Consider the following 16344-nt stretch of genomic DNA (forward strand, 5'->3'; position numbering starts at 1 on the left):
CACTACGAAGCACAACTCAAGAATTGCTTGGATTTAGGTGCGAAAGTTGAGTTAAATTATTGGTTGTTTGTGGGAATCTGCAAGTGGTTCTAAAAGATACTCTTTAACTTTTTTCAAAACCTTTTTATCTTTGGTGGGTTTATAACCCTCTGTTTGGTTTGAAATAGTAGCAGTTTTAATCGCTTTTTATTAAGGATTCAGACAATACAATTTTATATGTCGGAAAGTGGGAAAATTCTACGCTTAGCACAAATACTAGGTTATGTTGCCTTCAGTATCCTTGCATCTGAAGCATCGTTAAAATACAATATTTCTAAAACTTATCTTTGATAATTAACACTGACCTTTTTTGCCTCTTTATAAAACTTATCGAGCCCTTTTTTTGCTTTTTTGTCTACATCGTACGATATATGTTTTAGGTAGTTTAAAATATCATGATGGGATACTTTTGTTCTCTTAGATGCTTCATCCAAAATATACCTTGGGATTTTTACTCTTCTTTTTAGGAAATTTTTTTCAATTTTTTTATAAAGCGTTTTTTCTTTGTGGTAGCATAAAAGTGCGAAAACAAAAGGGAGTTTGTATTTTTCACTCCATGTTTTTGCCAAATCCGTATGCGGTTTGTTCTGCAGATAGTATCGCAGAGCTTTGTCGCCAATAAGAACTTCGCCTTGAATGTTTAAGATTTTTGCAAGCACGTTTGAGGTCTCTGACTCTGTGTCGCTCACATCTTTCTCATGAGGGATAACTAAAACGCTGAGCACCTCTTTTTTTGCGACAATCCCAAGGTTTACATGTTTTTGCCCTTTTGCTCTGATGCTTGAGATGAAGGCTGCATCTACCTTTCTTGAGATAAATTTTTGGTTTGTTTTTGCAGGAACACCTCTGTAGTACTGCATGCTCATGCTCTGTTGAGAACTTTTTGTAAAACGCTTCATAAAGACATGAAAAGGTAAAAGATTTAAATACTCTATTTTGCCAAAAACCAAAGCGCTCTCCATAAATATTAAGTCTGAAATTATACATGCCTTAGCTTATTTTGATATAATCGCAGCATAAAAAAATAGTTTTGGGAGCAGTCTTTATGGTACGAGTGGAATTTTTAGGTCCAATACAAAAAGAGCCTTTGGAGTTAGAGATAACAAACTTAAACGAGTTGGCAAAAATACTCCAAGAGGATGAGTCCATGAAAGAGTGGCTTGAAAATTCTGCAGTTGCCGTAAATGATACGCTCGTCAGCAGCAGAGACGTTGTGCTAAAAGACGGTGACAGAGTCGCTCTTCTTCCACCAGTTTGTGGAGGGTAAGATATGCTTTACCTTTATGACGGAGCTCTTGACGTTCCTGAAATATTAAAAGAGTGGTACGAGCAAGAAGCAAAAAGCAACTACGGCGCATATATCCCTTTTGTCGGAACCGTTCGAAGCGAAGACAACATAGAAGGTCTTAGTTTTGACATCTATGAGCCGATACTAAACTCTTGGTTTGAGGCGTGGCAGAAAAAGGCTGAAGCAAAGGGAGCGGTTATAAAAATGGCGCACTCAAGAGGTGATGTTATGCTACATGAGTCCTCATACATAGCGGCAGTTTTCTCTCCAAAAAGACGTGTGGCACTTGAGTTTATAGATGAGTTCGTAGAGGATTTTAAAGCATCTGCTCCCATCTGGAAATACGATTTAAAGGGCGGCAAAAGAGTCTATGCGCTTGATCGCTCAACAGCCATAAATGGTAGTGGATTATTATCTTAGAATAAGAACTTTTAGGAATGCTAGCTAATGGCATTCTCCACGATGAGTCGCCACAGCGGCGTGAGCGGAGTTTAGGGACTTTGTTCCTAAACGGGGCTAATAAATGAAGGGCTCCTTCATTTTATGCAATAAAATTAAGGATTTTTAAAATGAGTCTATTATCCTACGAAACAAGCCAAAATATGCTTGATCTATTATATGTAAACGCATCAAGAACCGAGAATGTGGCACTTGGCTCATCTCTTGGAAGAGTTTTGGCAGAAGATATCGTTGCGGAGTTTAACGACCCTCAGTTTCCTACCGCTTCAATGGATGGCTATGCCGTTATGCAGAGTGATTTAGAGAGCAAAAGCATAACTATTCTCGGAGATAATCCTGCCGGAAGTGATGAGAAGAGAACTATAAAGAGCGGAGAGTGCATCAAAACTTTTACAGGTTCTATGATGCCTCACGGAGCAGATACTTTAATCCAGATAGAAAACGTTACTGCAGACAATGCAAAGATCATCATAAACGAGAGCGTTCCTCTTGGCAATGCGGTTCGTCCGATAGGCGAGGGGTATAGAGCAGGAGACGTGCTTATAAAAAAAGGGACAAAAATCGGTTTTGCAGAGATTGGCGTTATGGCAGCACTTAACAATGTGATGGTAAAAGTTGCACTAAAGCCGCGTGTTGCAGTCATCTCAACTGGAAGCGAGATTTTAGATCTTGGCGTAAACAGCACGAACCTCGCTCAGATTAGAAGTTCAAACAACTACACTCTCGCGGCTCTTTTTGAACAGGCGGGAGCAGATGTCGTTCAGCTCGGAACAGTAGGCGACGATAGAGAGAGCATCATGGAGACATTCCAAAACGCTCTTTTAAGCGCTGATATTCTTGTCAGTACAGGCGGTGTAAGCGTAGGGGATTATGACTTTGTGAAAGATATAGTACCACGTATAGGCGCCGAAGTGGTATATAAAGGTGTGGCAATAAAACCCGGCAAACATATAATGGTTGCGCAAAGAGAAGATAAGTTTATCTTAGCGCTTCCCGGGTTTGCCTACTCATCGACGGTTACTGCCATGCTTTATGTTCTTCCGTTGATTGCAAAAATGCTCGGGCGCAGAAGTGCGTACAAAACGGTTGCGGCAAAACTTAGCGAAAAGTTTACAAAAAGAAGCAGATTGACTGAGTTTACCGCTTGTAACGTTGTCGTAGAGGACGGGGAGTATTTTGTAAACTTTAAAGATAAAAAAGTCGGAAGCTCGGCGATACTCACAAATATGCTCGACTCAAGCGCTTTGATGATTGCAGGCGAAGAGGATGGAGACTTGGAGCAAGGCACTTATGTAAACGTTATATTAGTGGATAGCTTTTAAGTTGAAGTTTGATTTTATACATATTTTACATTGATATGATATTCTATTTTGAGAAAATTTTTATAGTGAGGTCAAAATGAAAAAGTTTGTTCTTGTTTTGGTTCTTTTTTTAGGACTCTTAAATGCCGACGGTGATGTTAAGAGGGCGGTTTTTGATCTTACGACATCTGATCTGACAACGATTGAAAAAAGATTAATAAAGGGAATCGCATTTAATAATGCCCATTATCAAACTGTGTTTAAAGAGTTGGATATCGTTGTTATTGTTCATGGAGGCGCGTATAAGTTTTTTGTAAAAGATATCTCAAAAACAAAATGCAAAGAGGATAAAAAACTCCAGGCAAAAGCAAAAGAGATACATGAGAGACTCGCATCGCTTGTAAAAACATACAGTGTCAAATTTTTAATGTGCGGCGTTGGCATGAAAGCCAGAAATATAGCAAAAGAGAATATTTTAGAGTTTGTAGAGGTAATACCAAGTGCAATGATAGGTCTTATCGATGCTCAAAATGACGGATATGCTTTTGTTCCAATAGATTAATGTCGTACTAAAATTTTATGTTAAATAAAGCCCTGCCTATATTTCTGGTAATAATAGCCATATTGGTATATATACTTCTCTCGTTTAGGTATGCGATAGATAAGCAAAACGTCAGCTACATCTTAGATAAATTTGTATTGGCGTTAGAGTCTGAGATAAAAAACGAGAAGATTGATGCGCTTAAGATGGCAATATCACTCTCAAAAAACAGTGCTTTAGTCGATGCTTTGGAAAATGAGGATGAGGATCTTGGCTATAAGATTCTCTCCGGAATCACACAAGAGATAAAAAACTACACTCAAAAAGATATTAAAGTTCAGATACTAACACATGATTACCATATCTTTGCAAGAAGCTGGGATGATGTCTACACAGGTATGCCGCTTGAAGATTTCAGAAGCGACCTTCAATATTTCAGCTTTTACAATACTCCACGCTCATCCATTGAGACAGGACGAATGTTAAGCATTAAAACCACGGTACCTGTTTATAGAGATGAGACTCTTTTAGGCTTTGTGGAGATTATAAGTTTTTTTGACTCCATAACAAGTTTTTTTAAAAAGATAGGGGTTGATCTTTATGTATTGATGGATGATAAGTATTACGATATAGCCGTTTTTATGCAAAACAATGAGACCGTTGACAGGTATATTATGGCAAATAGAAACTACAATCATAACAACATAGACCTTCTTAGAAAAATTGATTTTCAGGAGCTTAAAGTGAACAAAGCGCTTGCTCTTGATGATAACTATATTTTTTGCGAAAATATAAAAAACGGCAACTCCGAATCAATTGGACTTTTTGTTTTTGTACTAACAAAGAGGTATCTTGAGTATTTCAAAGAGGAGAATGATGAAACCTCATTTTTTATCAACTTTACAAAAAAAGCTCTTTACGATGTTGTAAGAGATGAGCAAAAAGATCTTAGGGTCAAAGAGTTTGAGGATATAAAATCACTTATGACAATGAAAGACGAGATGCCCGTGAATATGCAAAACGAATATATAAAACTTGGGTATGAGAAGTTAAACGAATATACGAAAGAGGAGCTTATAGAGCTTGTTTTAGAGCAAAAAATCATAAAAAAAGTGGATGGAAAAATAAAATGAAGATTTTGTTACTCGAAGATGAATTTTCACTCAGAATCAGCATAAAAGAGTTTTTGGAAGATATGGAGTATGAGGTGGATGATTATGCCGATGGAATGGATGCACATGATGCAATCTACTCAAAATCTTATGATTTACTTCTCTTAGATGTCAATGTCCCTTCAATGGACGGGTTTGAGCTTTTGCAAAGCATACGCAAAGATGGGATTAAAATCCCTGCCATTTTTTTAACATCCATGATAGATGTGCAAAACCTAAACGAGGGGTATAAAAAGGGGTGCTGTGACTATATTCGCAAACCTTTTGATCTCTTAGAGTTAGAGCTTAGAATTAAGCAGGCGGTAAAGAGTTTTTATCTTCAAAACGATGAACTTATCTCACTTGGCGAAGATGTTTTTTACGACATGTTAAAAGGCAAGCTAAGCCATGGGAGCGAAGAGATTATTCTTAGAAAGATTGAAAAAGATATTCTTGAAGTGCTTATTAAGAACAAAAACAGTGTTGTCTCTATGCAGATGTTTCAAGATGAAGTGTGGGGCGACTATGTAGAGCCATCGGCAATCCGCGTTCAGATAAACAACCTAAAACAAAAACTTCCCGACGCAATCATACAAAACAGAAGAGGTTTAGGATATATCATTGAGAGATAAAAGTTATGCCATAATTTACGCATACATATATACTGCGCTTGTCGCTGTAATCCTGCTTGCACCGCTGTTTATCTATACTTCATACATGAAAAAAGTGTATGATATAAAAAATGAGCTTGAACTTAAAAACAGAGCACTTCTAATCATTAAGCTTATGCAAGAGCATAATTCGGATGATGAATATTTTGAGTACCCAAGATTTAAAACATTCAAATCAGGTCTTTATGATATTAGACAAAAAGATATTTTCTCGCTTATAAAAGAGCCTATTAAATACTTTATAGAGGGTTATCAAGTTGAAGATAATAGGGCCTATTATGTTATGACACTTCCTCAAGATAGATATTTTGGTGCAAAGTACCTTGTGGTGGAGAATCAGCTCTCTTACTATGAAGTTTATGAGAAAGCCTTGCTGATACTTCTCTCCATCGTAACACTTATATTTTTACTGAGCATACTCTTTTTGGATAGATTTGCCAAGCCATTTAAAGAGGTAAATAAAAAGCTCGATGAGTTTATAAAAGACTCTATTCATGAGATAAATACACCTCTTGCTATCATTAATGTCAATGTTGACCTCTTTAGCAGAAAACATGGAACAAACAAGTACATGCAGAGGATTAAAGCATCTGCAAAAGTGCTCTCAAACATCTACAATGACATGGAGTATCTTATTAAACATGACAAAATAGAGTATGAGAGAGAAAATATTGATGTAAAGAAGTTTTTAAATGAGCGCATAGAGTATTTTAGTGAAGTTGCATGCATGAAAAATATAACAATACAAAGTGAGCTTCAAGATGGTGTAAAGATAAGTATGAACCCAAAACAGTTTCAAAGAGTGGTTGATAACAATATATCAAACGCTATAAAGTACTCCTATGAGCAAAATATCGTAGAAGTAAATATGAGGCTAAATGAAGAGGGCGAATGTCTGCTCTCATTTAAGGACTACGGCATAGGCATAGAAGATGTTGAGAAGATATTTCAAAGGTACTATAGAGAGAGCAGACAAACCGGTGGGTTTGGGATAGGGCTCAATATTGTCGCCTCTATCATTAAACAAGAAAATATCGAAGCAAGCGTAGAGTCTCAGCTGAAAAAAGGAACGACTTTTACATACAAGTTTCCAAAAAACCTCATTTTAGTGAACAATTCATCCACATTTAAACAATAAAACTAAATTTTACATAAATTTTATACTCCGCTGTTAAACTTGTCTCCGAAATAAAAAAAAGGAGCTTAAATGAAGAGGAGTTTGACATTGTCACTGCTTTTAGGAATAACGATTTTTGCTGCCGATTATGGCAGTGTAATTGAGGTTCCTGATGCAGCGAAGATAATTCAAGAAGATTTACTGCCGCCTATGGGCGTTAACAAGATGCCTCAAGGGTGTGTAACGAGTGATTCAAAAGCTATTGCTAGAGGTTCATACATGTTTCATAACCTTAACGGGGGAAATGCAAAAGGGAGTGCGCCTGAGGGTTTAAGAAAAAAGCTGCCTAGCGGGAAAGATAAGCAGTATGGAAACTGTGTTGCATGTCACAATATAGAGGGTGCGATAGGCGGTGGAAATATAGGACCTGACCTAACTAACTATACTCAAATATTCGTAAAAACAGGTGTTAGAGATACCGAGTATGTGTATCAGAAGATTGCAGATCCAAGGATTGACAATCCGCATACAAATATGACCGTAAATCTAACAACAAAACTCTTTAATGAAAAAGAGATATGTGAAATGACTTCATATATCTTATCAACAAAATAGAAAAAAGGATAAAAAATGCAAAGAAGAGATTTTTTAAGAGGATTAAGTGTAGCAGCGGCGAGTGCTGTTGTTGTAACACCTTCGATGAGTTTTGCTGCAGATGAAAAACCAAAAGGTTCAAATGCGCTTTCATACAAAGAGGCTTTAGCAGCCGTAACAGGTTCAAAAACTCCTGAGGTTTCTAAAAAGATAGCATTAAAAGTACCTGAGATTGCAGAAAACGGTGCAGTTGTTCCCGTAACCGTTGAGGTTGATCATCCGATGAATGAAGATGATTATGTAAAGTCAATACATATATTTGCTACAAAAAACGGCAATTCACGCTGTGTTGATGCACACTTGTCTCCAGCAAACGGAAAAGCAATGCTCTCTACACGTGTAAAACTTGGTGAAACGCAAGAGGTAGCTGCACTTGTAGAGTTAAGCAACGGAACTTTTCTTATAGCTTCTCAAAGTGTTAAAGTAACTATCGGTGGATGTGGTTGATTATTTTTTAAATCTGTTGGATTGTATGAAAAATAACAAGAGGTTTTTTACCGCATTGTGCGGGTGAGACCAAAGGGCTATAGTGCTTAGCGTAAAAAATAAATAACTGACCTTACGCACTTTTGCAAAAAAGTTCGTAAATACCTCTAATTTTCTCGAAAAGTACCCTTTTCGTAGCTTTAGGGGGTTGTAGGGACATTTGTCCCTGCCACAAAACGAAGTTTCTTTAGAAAAACGGACGCGTTCGTTTTAGTGCGTAACATCAATAAATAAAAAGGAAATAAAATGTCAAAGAGAAAAACATTAATCAAGGTAAAACCAAATAAGTTCAAAAACGGTGATATCGTAAAAGTTAGTTTTATGGTTATGCACCCGATGGAAACAGGGCTTAGAAAAGACAAGAAAACCGGTAAATTCATACCTGCTGAATATATTAAAAATGTAAAATTTGAATATAACGGCAAAGTGTTTACAAATATGAATGTTTGGGAGACACTTTCTGTAAATCCTGTACTTACTACTTACATGAAGGTTGATGGTGAGGGAACTATAAAAGTTACATTTACCGACAATGAAGGCACTGTTGAAGAGAGTAGTATAAAAATTAAACCAAAAGGATAAGCTATGAGAAAAATATTACAAATAACGCTTTGTGTTGCTCTTGCTTCATCTTTGAGTTTTGCAAGTGAGCAGTTTGCCATGAGCGATGCAGATCGTGCAATGTATGAGGAGCTTATGGAAAACAATCCTGCCGACATGATGCTCGCCAACGGCTCAGAGCTTTTAGATGCTATGGGCTCAGAGGCTGCTTTGGCTAAATATCTAGGGCTATCTGAAGATGAGTTGCCCGTTTATTTAGCAGGTTTTCCGAGATATATTGAGAAATTTAAAATGGTTGTAAGCATTGATCAGATGCTTCAGGCATTTATGCATGATAGCGGCAAAAAGCCGTATGCACTTAAGAGTTCTGATATGTTTGACATCTCCTCTTATGTGAAGTCGATTGCGAACGAGCAGCCTATTAATATTGATATTAATGCAAATACGCATATGAAAAAGGCTTACGCTCTTGGCAAAGAGGTGTTTAATACGAGAAGAGGCGGGAGAGGTCTTTCATGCTACAACTGTCATAATCCCGGTGTCGTAGGAGGAATACTGAGAACGCAGCCGCTGCCGGATATCTCTGCAAAAGGAAACGCTTCGGCTGCTACATGGCCGGCGTATAGAATGACAAAGTCAAATCTTGCAACGTTGCAAAAGAGATTTCAGGGCTGTATGCAAAATGCACTTCTTGCGGTTATTCCTCTGGGTTCGCCTGAGATGACGGCACTTGAAGTATATTTTACTCATGAGGCAAAGGGTGCAGCTATCGCTCTGCCCGGCCTAAAGAGATAGGGAGAGAAGATGGAAATTTCAAGAAGAGACTTTATGCACATCTGTGCGATTTTTGGGATAGGCGCTGCAACTTCTGCAACTGCCGCACCAATAATGGCATCACAAATATCGCTTAAAGATATTTATGCGTTTAAAGATACGGGTAATTTTACGTTGCTTCATATGTGTGATTTACATGCGCATTTAAAGCCGCTTTACTGGAGAGAGCCTTCCACGCTCATCTCTGCGCCAAATCTTACCGGAACACCGGGTTTTTTATGCGGCGAGTCGTTTGCAAAACACTACGGTTTAGAGCCGAGCTCACTAGATGCTTACTTTGATACCCATGTTGATTTTGAAACACTAGCTAAAAAGTTCGGAAAAATGGGTGGTGTGGCACACATAAAAACAGTACTGGACTATGTAAGAAAAACAAGAGGGGCGGATAACGTGCTCTTTTTGGATTCAGGCGATACATGGCAAGGTACCGGTGTGGCACTAAAGACTAGGGGCGAAGCTATTGTCAAGGTACAAAACCATATAGGCGTAGATGTTATGGTTGGACACTGGGAGTTTACTTACGGTAAAGAGCGCGTAAGAGAGCTTATTGAGATGCTTGATGGAAAGTTTATCTCTCAAAATGTTGTAGGAAACGACTCTTTCGCTGATGATTTCGAAGAGTTGATTTTTGAACCCTATACTATAGAAGAGAGAGGCGGCGCAAAGATAGGCATCATCGGGCAGTCGTTTCCTTTTACGTCGACCGCGAACCCTAAAGAGTTTACACAAGGGTGGAGTTTCGGTCTTCGCTTAGAGACACTCCAAGAGTATGTAAATGAGTTAAGAGATGAGCATAATGTTGATTGTGTCGTTGTACTCTCTCATGACGGTTTTAGCGTGGATCAGGAAGTGGCACGTAAGGTGAATGGCATAGATTTTATTTTAAGCGGACACACGCATGATCCATCTCCAAAGCCTATCATCATTAACGGAACGGTTATAGCCATTGCGGGAAGTCATGGAAAATACATAGGACGTTTAGATATCGATGCCAAAGACGGCAAGGTAAATAACTATGAGTACAAGCTTATTCCTATTGCATCTAACATAATTCCCGCAGATACTGAATGTGAGAAGCTTGTTGATGAGCTTTATGCACCTTATGCAGCAGAGATGAATGAAGTGCTTGGGAGAACAAAAAATATTCTTTACAAAAGAGATACATTCTTCTCGACATTTGATCAGCTTATCAATGATGCCATCATAGATGAGATGAAGTGTGATATCTCCTTTACCCCTGGTTATAGATGGGGAACAACCGTTTTGGCGGGAGAAGAGATTTTAATGGATAATGTTTATGAGATGTGCGGTATAACCTATCCGAACGTCTACACTTTTGAGTTAAAGGGCGAGAGGATAGCAAAACTCTTAGAGGACATTGCCGATAACGTATTTAATGAAAATCCGCTCTATCAGCAAGGTGGTGATATGAGTCGGCTTGGCGGAGCGACGTATGACATTACGGTAGGTAATTCTACGGGCAAGCGTATATCAAATCTTAAAATTGGCGGCAAACCGATAGATTTGAAGAAAACTTACATTGTTTCATCATGGGGCGGGAATCTGCAAAATGCAGGAGAAAATCTTCAAAAAGATAAGATCAGAGCAGTATATGATGTTACAAGAGATTATATCAAGCGTAAAAAAGTAGTAGATGTAAGTAATGAGGGTAACGTAAGAGTTGTTGATTATTCATGTGGATGCCCTCCAAAGGGTCAGACAAGCTGCAATTAAGCAATGAACTTAAAAATACGAAGGATTTAACATGATGATGATAAAGATAAGCGCAGCAACTGCTGTGGTAGTTTCACTTTTGGCAAGTAGTGTTTTTGCAGATGATACACAACCAAAAAGAGTTTTAAAAAATAACATGATGGAAGTGTATAAAACCCTTCCAAGTAGTGTTGATAATCTTAGTGATGCTTTTACAAAAGGTATATTTTACGGTCGTTTAAGAACCAATGCTTTTAGATGGGACTGGAAAAATGATCAGGTAAACGACGACAACAAAGCATTTGGTATCGGCGGAAGCATGATTTACAAAACGGCTCCGCTTCATGGGCTAAGTGCTACGGCAGGTCTTTACTATGCGAACAATCCGTTCTCTTCTCTTCGTGAAGATGATGCAGATGTGGGCAGTGTTAAGGCGGGGAAAGATACATTTAGCCGTTACAATGTAAAAACAAGCGGTGACTGGTCGATGGCAGTTTTGGCACAGGCATATATTCAGTACGATGTCTCTAAAACATCATTTAAGGTAGGTCGTCAAATATTTGAGTCGTTCTTAACAAAGTCGAACGATACAAAGATGATTCCAAATACGTTTGAGGGTTATACAGTTACAATAAATGAGATTCCAAAGACGACCATTCGCGGAGCCTATTTTAACTCTCAAAAACTAAGAGACCATACGACTTTCCATGATGTTTTAACTTTTAAAGACTCTTCAGGTGAGAGCTGGAACAACAATGACGATGCTGCGGTTCATAAAGGACTCAATTATACAAACCTCAGTGCACATGGTAAGGAGGAGAACGAACTTGTAGTTGTAGATTTGAAAAACAAGTCAATCGACAATCTTGTAGTAGATGTAACATACGGTTCCGTACCGGGTCTGCTCTCTTCACTCACAGGAGAGTTAAACTACAAAATCAAATTAGGGGATAAACTCTCTTTAACTCCAGGTGTTCGTCATATGCAACAGTTTGATAACGGTGCCGGTGAAATCGGTGGAGCAAGTTTGAGCGGCGGTTTGGCTATGGACAAAAACCCTACAACAAATTTGGGATATAAAGATAGATTTGATTTAGATTCATCTTTAACCATGGCGCGCCTTGTTTTGACAGATGGAATCTTAAAAGTTCAAGTCGCTTATTCGGCTGTTGCCGATGAAGCGGATATAGTCGCACCATGGAGAGGTTTTCCTACAGGCGGATATACGCGTGCTATGGCGCAGTACAACTGGAGAGCAGATACAAAAACAGCTTCTGCAGAGGTTTACTACGATTTTGGCAAGGCAAAAATTTTAGACGGATTTAGCGCATTGGCGAGATATGCAATGCAGGATTTTGATGAAGATAAGCAAGCAGGAGGCGTTCAAGCTGATAGCAATATTCTGCATATAGACCTTCGCAAACAGTTTACCCCGACTTTTGACGCAAAGATTCGTATGGCATTTGTAGATGCAGACGAGAGAGTAGCTGACGGTGTCGACAAAGACTCATATAACGAATACCGTTTTGAATTAAACTACCTTTTCTAAAAGAAAAAAGATAGGGCTGTTTTGAGTTGCTTATTTTTACTCTCCTGCTTTTATAGGCAGCCAAAACAGCCCAATATAAGTGAGTGTTTTTATGAAAAAGATTATTTTTTCTTTGATATTTTGTTTTGTTTCTCTTTTTGGAGTTGACTGGCAGGATTATGAAGAAGCAAAAAAAGTGCAGCAGAAAAGTTCAAAAATAGTTATGATATATATTGAAAGAACAAATTGCCGTTACTGTATAAACATGCATAAAGATGTTTTTGATGACAAAGAGATGTCAGAGTGGATTCAGGAGCGTTTTATCCCTGTAAAATTAAACTTGGATATAGATGAGTTGCCTTTAGATATAAGCGTATCAATGACTCCGTCCTTTTATTTTGTTAATAAAGACCAAAAGATTATAAAAATGATACCGGGATCTTGGAATATCGATGATTTTAAATCATTGATAAAAAATATTAAGGAGTCAAAATGACTCCTTCTTGCCGGAAGGCAAGTCTTTAGTGACTGAATATAATCTGGACTTTGTTCAGATTATATGAGATTTATTAGTAGGAGCCCTAATGGCAAAATTTATTGTAATGTTTTTGCTTATAGCTAATGTTTTGTATGCAGATACTGTTTTTGCTGAGCCAAAACCAAATATTTTAGAGCCAAGAAAGATAGTTTTTTCTATCAAAAGTGCGGATGATGAAGAGATAAACCATGTGCTTAGTGCAGCGAATAATGTGCTTAAATTTTATGGTCCTGAAAACGTAAAAATGCGTATAGTGGCATATTATCATGGTATTAAATCGCTTCTTAAGAGTGAAGTAGAGACTTCAAAGCGTATCAGTGCGCTTATGCAGCTTGATGTGGAGTTTGTCGCATGCGGCAATACAATGCGGACAAAAAATATAAAAGAAGAAGCACTGGTTGATGATGTAGAGATTGTAACGGCTGGAATCGTTGAGATGATGGAGCGGGTAAAAGAGGGCTGGATATACATAGCTCCCTAAGTAAAGAAAATAAAGGATAATAGATGAAGAAAATATATGTTTTTATAATGAGTGTTTTAATGGTAACGGCACTCAGTGCAAATGGTGATTTGCACCTTTTTGAAGTTGAAAATAAAGATGGTGCAATAACACCGCAAAAAATTGAGCAAGGGTTTGTACAAAACGGCTTTGGCATAGCAGTAAACAGTGATATGATAAAACCGTTTACAACGCAGTTTAAAGAGACGAAATTTAAGATATTTACACTTATGACTATCTACCATGAGAAGATATCTTTTGATCTTGTAAAAAAGTATCCTGATGCGGGGATATTTACACCACTTGGTGTCGGAATATATCAAGACAAAAAAGAGGATACTTTACATGTAAGTGTCCTAACATCGGATTCGCTGAAAAAAATAATGGGATTTGATGATGAGCTCATAAAAAAACTTGAGGGTGAAGTTCTCTCAACGCTTAAAAAGATTTTGCCAAATGCAAAACATAAACTTAGTCCAAATGCGTTGCAAGAGGAGAGAGAGCTTATAACAAAGTATGAGCTGGAGACTGATGAGGATGTGGTGACTGCTAAAGAGAATCTTTTCTTAACTCTTGATAATGGGCTGAGTCTTTATGGTTTTGTTGTAGCGGGCAAGTTGGATCTAAATGAACATATGGATAATTCACCGTATGATTTTTATGAAGGTTACTCTATCTGCAAGCTGCCGGTCATTTATACGGTTGCATTAACAAATCCTGATGCTGCAGCTTTTGCACCATGTACATTGGCAATATATAAGAAAAAAGATGAAGATAAAATTGTTTTAGAATTTCCCTCTGTATATAACTGGATAAGCAGCGCTCTTGTAAACGATAGTGATGGAGTTGATGTACTGCTTAAAGCTCAAGAGCAGTTTGAAAGTATATTGGCAGAGGTAGTAGAATAAACTTTGATTACATTTCAATGTATTGGGCTCATATGGAGCCCTTAAAGAGATTAGGCAAAAGAACAATAGTATTCCACACGATGATGAAAAAGACCAAAAAATGACGGTTGGAAAAAAATCACTACTCTTATTATTACTATATCTTTTGTTCTTCTTTTAGGCTGTTTTTTTGTTTTGAACTACTTTAAATCACAAATATGCGCAAACTTGCAGAGAATACTCAAAAAAGTCTTCATGAGATAGAAGCGATTGCCATAGAGCTTGATGAGATGTCGCAAAAAACACTCAAAGAGGTCAGCTCTAAAAAGTTTTAAGGCTTTAGTCAAAAAGCGTTTTCTCAAGCGCTTTTAGCTTGTAGCTTCTTCTGTGAATGTCGCAGTAACCATGTTTTTTTATAAGCTCTATATGCAGAGCAGTGCCATACCCCTTGTGCTTTTCAAACTGATACTCGGGGTATTTTTGTGCATCTTTTATGATGTTTCTGTCATGTGTCACTTTTGCTAGTATTGAAGCGGCACTCACCTCAGGAACTTTTCCATCCGCTTTTATCATAGTAGGAAGTTCGTTTATTCCAAAATTTGAGTTTCCATCAAAGAGATACTCTCTACATGTAAGTGTTTGCATTATCTCCCGCAGAGCGCTTTTCATGCACAGCGATAAGCCGTCTTTATCAATTTGAGCCGCAGAAAATTTTACTATATGATAGAGAGAGTTTTTAGTGATACTCTCATAGAGCGACTCCCTCTTTTTTTCACTCAGCTTTTTAGAGTCCTGCAGCCCATCTACAAATGATGTCAAAATACACCCCGCAACAACCAGATCTCCTGCAATGGGACCGCGACCCGCTTCATCTATCCCGCACAATTTTCCTACTCTGCCCATCTAATCTCCTAGCGCCCAAATATCAAACGGAACCATCTCAATCCGAGAAAAGGGGTGGTTGACGCTCCCCTCTTTGCTCATGGTGACAGCCGTTATTTTCTTAACCTGATATCTTATAATAAATGATTCAATCGCCTCTATCTTTTTAAAAAGAGCTCTCTCATCTGCAAACGGTGTTGCTAAAACAACTTCGCTCTCATCAGGAATGTAAAAATCCACTCCATCATCATAGAAGCAATCTCTGCCAGATTTTAGTAACTCTAAATATATCATATTTTCAAAGAGTCTGCCGAAATGTTTCTCAATTGTGAGCGCAGATTTTAAAGAGATGTCGCAGAGGTATATTTTTCTTATTGCCTTTGGATGGTCTGCTTTTTGCATCTGATGAATGTACCCTTTTTCGCATAGCTCATCAAAAGATTTGTATAGTTTGTCTTTTGAGATCTTTTGTGTCTGCTTGAGCCTCTCATATATAGAGTAGGGAGAGATCTTCTGCGTCATCATCTTTGCGCAAAAAATGAGTATTTCAAGCTCTTTTTCATCCAGCGTATCTTTTAACGCTTTTTGTAAGTGGTAGACTCTCTCGTCACTGTTTACTTTATGCATAAAAGGAAATCCGCCGAGCTGCAAAAAGTGGTTTAGCGCACTTGAGTCGTATTTGTGCTCATAGGCTAAAAACTCCTCATAATCAAGCGGATAGACTCTTATGCTCTTTAAAAATTCCATATCATGGTGCGTCTCACTGCACAGTATGAGCTGCGGAACGTTTACGATTTTTATATCATCTATATAGTTGTCAAGAACAAGCGTTGCAATCTGGTTCTGGGTGCAAAAATTTTGAAGCACACTGTTGAGAGCATCTATCTCAATACGCAAATCCCTGCAATTTATATAGAGATAACTGTTTTTCTTAAGCCCTAAAAGATAATTTTTTACAATTTTTGTTTTTCCGCTCTGCGTTATACCGTTTATCTGATAGCTAAAACTATCCAAAAACACTTTTCTAAAATGAAACTTGTCCACGTATATATCGGTTTTGTATAACTCTTCTAGTAAAATTTCCATGTTGCAATATTACCACTTCCTTATTAAAAGGAAATAAATTTACACTAATTTCAGTTTTTGACCCATATTTGCTTGAATTATTGAGATAGTTTGGATACAATTCCGCTCT

At 37.8% G+C, this 16344-nt stretch carries 19 protein-coding genes; 16 read left to right on the top strand and 3 right to left on the bottom strand.

What is annotated here, in order from left to right:
• Window positions 1–320 precede the first annotated feature (320 nt).
• Window positions 321–989 (bottom strand): MqnA/MqnD/SBP family protein, encoded by a 669-nt coding sequence (locus tag IBX42_RS04665; protein ID WP_294929544.1) that lies wholly within the window; start codon window positions 987–989, stop codon window positions 321–323.
• A 95-nt stretch (window positions 990–1084) separates the two neighbouring features.
• Here IBX42_RS04665 and IBX42_RS04670 point away from each other — a divergent pair, with 95 nt between their 5' ends.
• The 16 genes from IBX42_RS04670 (at window position 1085) to IBX42_RS04745 (ending at window position 14288) form a co-directional block, all read left to right on the top strand.
• Window positions 1085–1306 (top strand): MoaD/ThiS family protein, encoded by a 222-nt coding sequence (locus tag IBX42_RS04670; RefSeq protein WP_294929547.1) that lies wholly within the window; start codon window positions 1085–1087, stop codon window positions 1304–1306.
• Between the two features lie 3 nt (window positions 1307–1309).
• The gene (locus IBX42_RS04675; RefSeq protein ID WP_294929550.1) at window positions 1310–1747 is read left to right on the top strand and encodes a molybdenum cofactor biosynthesis protein MoaE; all 438 of its coding nucleotides are present in this window, start codon (window positions 1310–1312) and stop codon (window positions 1745–1747) included.
• Window positions 1748–1896: 149 nt separating this feature from the next.
• A complete protein-coding gene (gene glp / locus IBX42_RS04680) occupies window positions 1897–3108 on the top strand; it encodes a gephyrin-like molybdotransferase Glp (RefSeq protein WP_294929553.1) in 1212 nt (403 codons plus the stop codon).
• 76 nt (window positions 3109–3184) lie between these two features.
• Complete coding sequence (locus IBX42_RS04685; protein ID WP_294929556.1) at window positions 3185–3649, top strand: DsrE family protein; 465 nt, start codon at window positions 3185–3187, stop codon at window positions 3647–3649.
• Window positions 3650–3666: 17 nt separating this feature from the next.
• Window positions 3667–4761 carry a cache domain-containing protein gene (locus IBX42_RS04690; RefSeq protein ID WP_294929558.1) on the top strand — a complete coding sequence of 365 codons (1095 nt, stop codon included), beginning with the start codon at window positions 3667–3669 and terminating at the stop codon, window positions 4759–4761.
• Window positions 4758–5411, top strand: a complete 654-nt coding sequence (locus tag IBX42_RS04695; RefSeq protein WP_294929561.1) for a response regulator transcription factor — start codon at window positions 4758–4760, stop codon at window positions 5409–5411. Before IBX42_RS04690 ends, IBX42_RS04695 begins: the two co-directional genes overlap by 4 nt.
• A complete protein-coding gene (locus IBX42_RS04700; RefSeq protein ID WP_294929564.1) occupies window positions 5401–6588 on the top strand; it encodes a HAMP domain-containing sensor histidine kinase in 1188 nt (395 codons plus the stop codon). Before IBX42_RS04695 ends, IBX42_RS04700 begins: the two co-directional genes overlap by 11 nt.
• A 69-nt stretch (window positions 6589–6657) precedes the next feature.
• Entirely contained in the window at window positions 6658–7182 is a 525-nt protein-coding gene (gene soxX / locus IBX42_RS04705) for a sulfur oxidation c-type cytochrome SoxX (RefSeq protein WP_294929566.1), read from the top strand.
• Window positions 7183–7197: 15 nt separating this feature from the next.
• Window positions 7198–7668, top strand: coding sequence for a thiosulfate oxidation carrier protein SoxY (gene soxY, locus IBX42_RS04710; RefSeq protein ID WP_294929568.1), 471 nt, complete (start codon window positions 7198–7200; stop codon window positions 7666–7668).
• A 285-nt stretch (window positions 7669–7953) separates the two neighbouring features.
• On the top strand, window positions 7954–8289 hold the full coding sequence (soxZ, locus tag IBX42_RS04715) for a thiosulfate oxidation carrier complex protein SoxZ (RefSeq protein WP_294929571.1): 336 nt from the start codon (window positions 7954–7956) through the stop codon (window positions 8287–8289).
• Between the two features lie 3 nt (window positions 8290–8292).
• Window positions 8293–9063: a sulfur oxidation c-type cytochrome SoxA gene (gene soxA, locus IBX42_RS04720; RefSeq protein ID WP_294929574.1), complete on the top strand. Its 771-nt coding sequence runs from the start codon at window positions 8293–8295 to the stop codon at window positions 9061–9063.
• Between the two features lie 9 nt (window positions 9064–9072).
• Window positions 9073–10836: a thiosulfohydrolase SoxB gene (gene soxB / locus IBX42_RS04725; protein ID WP_294929577.1), complete on the top strand. Its 1764-nt coding sequence runs from the start codon at window positions 9073–9075 to the stop codon at window positions 10834–10836.
• 31 nt (window positions 10837–10867) lie between these two features.
• Window positions 10868–12364: an OprD family outer membrane porin gene (locus tag IBX42_RS04730; RefSeq protein WP_294929580.1), complete on the top strand. Its 1497-nt coding sequence runs from the start codon at window positions 10868–10870 to the stop codon at window positions 12362–12364.
• A 91-nt stretch (window positions 12365–12455) separates the two neighbouring features.
• Window positions 12456–12839, top strand: a complete 384-nt coding sequence (locus tag IBX42_RS04735) for a thioredoxin fold domain-containing protein (protein WP_294929583.1) — start codon at window positions 12456–12458, stop codon at window positions 12837–12839.
• An 88-nt stretch (window positions 12840–12927) separates the two neighbouring features.
• A complete protein-coding gene (locus IBX42_RS04740) occupies window positions 12928–13362 on the top strand; it encodes a DsrE family protein (protein ID WP_294929586.1) in 435 nt (144 codons plus the stop codon).
• Window positions 13363–13385: 23 nt separating this feature from the next.
• A complete protein-coding gene (locus IBX42_RS04745; RefSeq protein WP_294929588.1) occupies window positions 13386–14288 on the top strand; it encodes a DUF302 domain-containing protein in 903 nt (300 codons plus the stop codon).
• A gap of 318 nt (window positions 14289–14606) precedes the next feature.
• On the opposite strand, the gene IBX42_RS04750 is transcribed toward IBX42_RS04745, so the two are convergent.
• A complete protein-coding gene (locus tag IBX42_RS04750) occupies window positions 14607–15170 on the bottom strand; it encodes a ribonuclease HII (RefSeq protein ID WP_294929591.1) in 564 nt (187 codons plus the stop codon).
• Entirely contained in the window at window positions 15171–16235 is a 1065-nt protein-coding gene (locus IBX42_RS04755; protein WP_294929594.1) for an ATP-binding protein, read from the bottom strand. It abuts the gene before it with no gap.
• Window positions 16236–16344: the final 109 nt, after the last annotated feature.

It is taken from the genome of Sulfurimonas sp. (assembly GCF_014859695.1).
Taxonomy (GTDB): Bacteria; Campylobacterota; Campylobacteria; order Campylobacterales; family Sulfurimonadaceae; genus Sulfurimonas.

Excerpts from the sequence above, each read along its gene's own strand:
- IBX42_RS04670 (WP_294929547.1), top strand. The coding sequence starts at position 1,085 with ATGGTACGAGTGGAATTTTTAGGTCCAATACAAAAAGAGCCTTTGGAG.
- IBX42_RS04675 (WP_294929550.1), top strand. The coding sequence starts at position 1,310 with ATGCTTTACCTTTATGACGGAGCTCTTGACGTTCCTGAAATATTAAAA.
- glp (WP_294929553.1), top strand. The coding sequence starts at position 1,897 with ATGAGTCTATTATCCTACGAAACAAGCCAAAATATGCTTGATCTATTA.
- IBX42_RS04685 (WP_294929556.1), top strand. The coding sequence starts at position 3,185 with ATGAAAAAGTTTGTTCTTGTTTTGGTTCTTTTTTTAGGACTCTTAAAT.
- IBX42_RS04690 (WP_294929558.1), top strand. The coding sequence starts at position 3,667 with ATGTTAAATAAAGCCCTGCCTATATTTCTGGTAATAATAGCCATATTG.
- IBX42_RS04695 (WP_294929561.1), top strand. The coding sequence starts at position 4,758 with ATGAAGATTTTGTTACTCGAAGATGAATTTTCACTCAGAATCAGCATA.
- soxX (WP_294929566.1), top strand. The coding sequence starts at position 6,658 with ATGAAGAGGAGTTTGACATTGTCACTGCTTTTAGGAATAACGATTTTT.
- soxY (WP_294929568.1), top strand. The coding sequence starts at position 7,198 with ATGCAAAGAAGAGATTTTTTAAGAGGATTAAGTGTAGCAGCGGCGAGT.
- soxZ (WP_294929571.1), top strand. The coding sequence starts at position 7,954 with ATGTCAAAGAGAAAAACATTAATCAAGGTAAAACCAAATAAGTTCAAA.
- soxA (WP_294929574.1), top strand. The coding sequence starts at position 8,293 with ATGAGAAAAATATTACAAATAACGCTTTGTGTTGCTCTTGCTTCATCT.
- soxB (WP_294929577.1), top strand. The coding sequence starts at position 9,073 with ATGGAAATTTCAAGAAGAGACTTTATGCACATCTGTGCGATTTTTGGG.
- IBX42_RS04730 (WP_294929580.1), top strand. The coding sequence starts at position 10,868 with ATGATGATGATAAAGATAAGCGCAGCAACTGCTGTGGTAGTTTCACTT.
- IBX42_RS04735 (WP_294929583.1), top strand. The coding sequence starts at position 12,456 with ATGAAAAAGATTATTTTTTCTTTGATATTTTGTTTTGTTTCTCTTTTT.
- IBX42_RS04740 (WP_294929586.1), top strand. The coding sequence starts at position 12,928 with ATGGCAAAATTTATTGTAATGTTTTTGCTTATAGCTAATGTTTTGTAT.
- IBX42_RS04745 (WP_294929588.1), top strand. The coding sequence starts at position 13,386 with ATGAAGAAAATATATGTTTTTATAATGAGTGTTTTAATGGTAACGGCA.
- IBX42_RS04750 (WP_294929591.1), bottom strand. The coding sequence starts at position 15,170 with ATGGGCAGAGTAGGAAAATTGTGCGGGATAGATGAAGCGGGTCGCGGT.
- IBX42_RS04755 (WP_294929594.1), bottom strand. The coding sequence starts at position 16,235 with ATGGAAATTTTACTAGAAGAGTTATACAAAACCGATATATACGTGGAC.